The sequence below is a fragment of the Mesorhizobium sp. M2A.F.Ca.ET.039.01.1.1 genome (assembly GCF_003998035.1).
Taxonomy (GTDB): domain Bacteria; phylum Pseudomonadota; class Alphaproteobacteria; order Rhizobiales; family Rhizobiaceae; genus Mesorhizobium.
The window spans coordinates 1-3,193 of sequence record NZ_RZRY01000701.1 but is presented as its reverse complement, the minus strand read 5'-3'; the positions used below and the strand labels follow the sequence as shown (position 1 = coordinate 3,193).

3 protein-coding genes are annotated in these 3,193 nt (G+C 66.9%); all 3 read right to left on the bottom strand.

Translation table 11 applies throughout. From position 1 onward, the window contains the following. Window positions 1–1,655: PAS domain-containing protein (locus EOA24_RS32120; protein ID WP_133374718.1), on the bottom strand; the 1,655-nt coding region annotated here is incomplete at its 3' end. A 113-nt stretch (window positions 1,656–1,768) separates the two neighbouring features. Then, window positions 1,769–2,758, bottom strand: a complete 990-nt coding sequence (locus EOA24_RS32115) for an MDR family oxidoreductase (RefSeq protein ID WP_126081182.1) — start codon at window positions 2,756–2,758, stop codon at window positions 1,769–1,771. A 54-nt stretch (window positions 2,759–2,812) separates the two neighbouring features. Next, on the bottom strand, window positions 2,813–3,193 hold a 381-nt coding region (gene lspA, locus EOA24_RS32110; protein ID WP_127410488.1), incomplete at its 5' end, for a signal peptidase II.

Here is a 3,193-nt window from a genome sequence, read left to right as displayed (position 1 = left end):
AACCTGCCGTCACTGTTTTCGAGCGCGGCGTCGACCAGCAGCACGTTGCAGCCGGCAGCGAATGGAGCGGCCTGGCCTGGCGTCGCCGCAACCTCGACGATGCCGCCATAGGCCCTGATGGCGCGGGCGATGGCATCGGCCTCGATGGCGTTCTTCGAAACGATTACCGCCCGCCGGTCGGCGAGGATGTTGTTGCGGTGCGGCGGCGGCTCGGTCGCGGCAACCGCCGGGATCTCGAGGATAAATTCCGAGCCTTCGCCGAGCCGGCTCGAAACGGAAATCGTGCCGCCCATCGCCGTCACCAGCCGCTTCGAGATGGCAAGGCCAAGGCCGGCGCCGCCATGCACCCTGGTCGAGGTGCCGTCGGATTGCTCGAACTCCTCGAAGATGCGCTCCATGTCCTCTTCACGCAGTCCGGGGCCGGTGTCGGCGACGGTGAAGCAGATGCAGTCGCTGGTTTCGGTGCGGGCGCGCGCCACAGTGAGCAGCACGCCGCCCGTGTCGGTGAACTTCACCGCGTTGCCGATGAGGTTGAGCAGCACCTGGCGCAGGCGGCCGGGGTCGGCGGTGATCATCTGCGGCACGTCGGGTTCGACATGGCAGCCGAGACCGATATTCTTGGCGAAGGCCTTCGCGGCCAGAAGTTCGATGATGTTGTCGGCGATTTCGCGCAGCGAAGTCGGCTGCGGCTCGGGCTCGAAGCGGCCGGCCTCGATCTTGGAATAGTCGAGCAGGTCCTCGATAAGCGCGAGCAGCGCGCTGGCAGAGGTCGAAACAGCGCCGACATAGGTCCGCTGTTCCGGCGACAGATCGGTGTCGGCAAGCAGCTTCGCCATGCCCATGATGCCGTTCATCGGCGTGCGGATCTCGTGGCTGACAGTGGCGAGGAAGCGCGACTTGGCCTGGCTCGCATATTCGGCCCGCTCGCGCGCGGTGATCAGTGAGGATTCGGCGCGCTTGCGGGCGGTGATGTCGCGCGCGATCGCCCGATGCGAGACGGCGCCGGTATCCTTGTCGCGCACCGACAATTCGATCCAGGAGAACCAGCGCGGGCCATTCGGCGTGCGGATCGCGACATCGGTGGAGCTCAGGCATTCATGGTCGGAGAAGGCGGCGTCGGGAACGATGCCGACGTCGATGCCAAGCTCCGACAGGGTCTTGCCGGCGAGATTGCGAGGGTCGACCTCGACAAGCGAGGCAAAGACGCTGTTGGCATAGACGATATGGCCGTCGCGATCGCGATGGACGACGAGGTCGCCGAGCGCGTCGATCAGGCCGCGGAAGCGCTCCTCGCTCTCCTGCATCTCCCACATGCGATCGGCGAGGGTCTCGATCTCGGCGCGGCTGCGGGCGGCGGTCTCGTCGAGAAGCGCCGCGGTGCGCCGCTCGTCGCGGCGGTTGCGCAGATGCATGGCAAGGCCGGCGAAGGCCACGGCGGCGAGCCCGATGGTGACGATGATCGGCGCCCCGGTGAGATGCGCCAGCCCGGCCAGGACGACGATGCCGACGATCGTCAGGAAAGGCAGGCCTTCGTGGCTGGCGGCAGGCAAGTCGGGAGCCAGCGGCGGCGCGACGAGCACCTGCCGCTTCGGCGCGTCGGGCCTGTCAGCGCCCGCGGCTTTGCTGTCCTGCCTGATGTGGGAGTCCGCGACCATGCGCGGAACCATGCCAGACAGAAATTATGGAAGATTGGGGCGGATCGTTCGAATTTTAGCGATCGGGCGGATTCCGGCCGCGCTGCGGGCGCAGGCGGAACCGCGACCTCCGGCTACATGTCGACGACGACGCGGCCCCTGATCTTGCCTTCGACGATGTCGCGTGCGGCGGCGACAATGCCGTCGAAACCGATGGTGCGCGACAATGTCGACAGCTTCTTCAAGTCAAGGTCGGCGCCGATGCGTCGCCATGCCTCGAGGCGTACCGGCTTCGGCGCCATCACAGAATCGATGCCCAGCAGCGAGACGCCGCGCAGGATGAAGGGCGCGACGCTTCCCGGCAGGTCCATGCCGCCGGCCAGGCCGCAGGCGGCGATTGCGCCACCGTAGGAGGTCATCGACAGGACATTGGCCAAGGTATGGCTGCCGACCGAATCGACGCCACCTGCCCAGCGTTCCTTGGCGAGCGGCTTCGCCGGCTGGCTGAGCTCCTCGCGCGAGATCACCTCGGCCGCGCCGAGGTCGATCAGATAGGGGCTCTCGGCGTTGCGGCCGGTCGAGGCGATGACGTGGTAGCCCAGGCTGGAGAGGATCGAGATGGCGACCGAGCCGACGCCGCCGGCCGCGCCCGTCACCACCACCGGACCGCGATCCGGCACGATGCCGTGACGCTCCAGCGCCATGACGGAGAGCATGGCCGTGTAGCCAGCCGTGCCGACGGCCATCGCATCGTGCGCGCTCATGCCCTCGGGCAGCGGCACCAGCCAGTCGCCCTTGACGCGGGCCCGGCCGGCATAGGCGCCGTAATGCGTCTCGCCGACGCCCCAGCCGTTCAAGATTACCTTGTCGCCCTTGCGCCAATCGGCATGGGAAGAGTCGATCACGGTGCCGGCGAAATCGATGCCCGGAACCAGCGGCCAGCGGCGCACGACCGGCGCCTTGCCGGTGATGGCGAGCCCGTCCTTGTAGTTGACCGTCGTCGCCTCGACTGCGACGGTGACATCGCCCTCCATCAGGTCGGCCTCGGTGAGGTCGACGACCTCGACCGACTGCTTCTTTTCGGCATCGCGCGAAACGAGGATGGCTTTGAAGGTGTCGGACACGGTTTTCTCCTCGGTTCTGGCTGGTGAGAACTCTGCGGCTTCAACCGCGTGAGGTCAATTGCCGGGGTCCTGCGGTTTGGCTTCGCGGGCCCAGCCGATCAGCTCGTCGAAGACCACGAGCGCCGCACCGACCGAAATGAAGGCGTCGGCGAGATTGAACACAGCGAAGGACCAGACGGGCGTGTGGAACAGGATGTAGTCGATGACGTGGCCGAAAATAGCGCGATCGATGAGGTTGCCGAGCGCGCCGCCGATGATGAGCGCAAAGCCGATGCGGGCGACGACATGGCCGGCCGGGGTGCGCGTGGCGAGATAGAGCACGAAGGCGACGACCAGCACCGCGATCACCACCAGGCCGGTATCGCCGAAGGACTGGAACATCGAGAAGGCGATGCCGGTGTTGTAGGTGCGGAACAGCGCCAGGAAGGGCAGGAG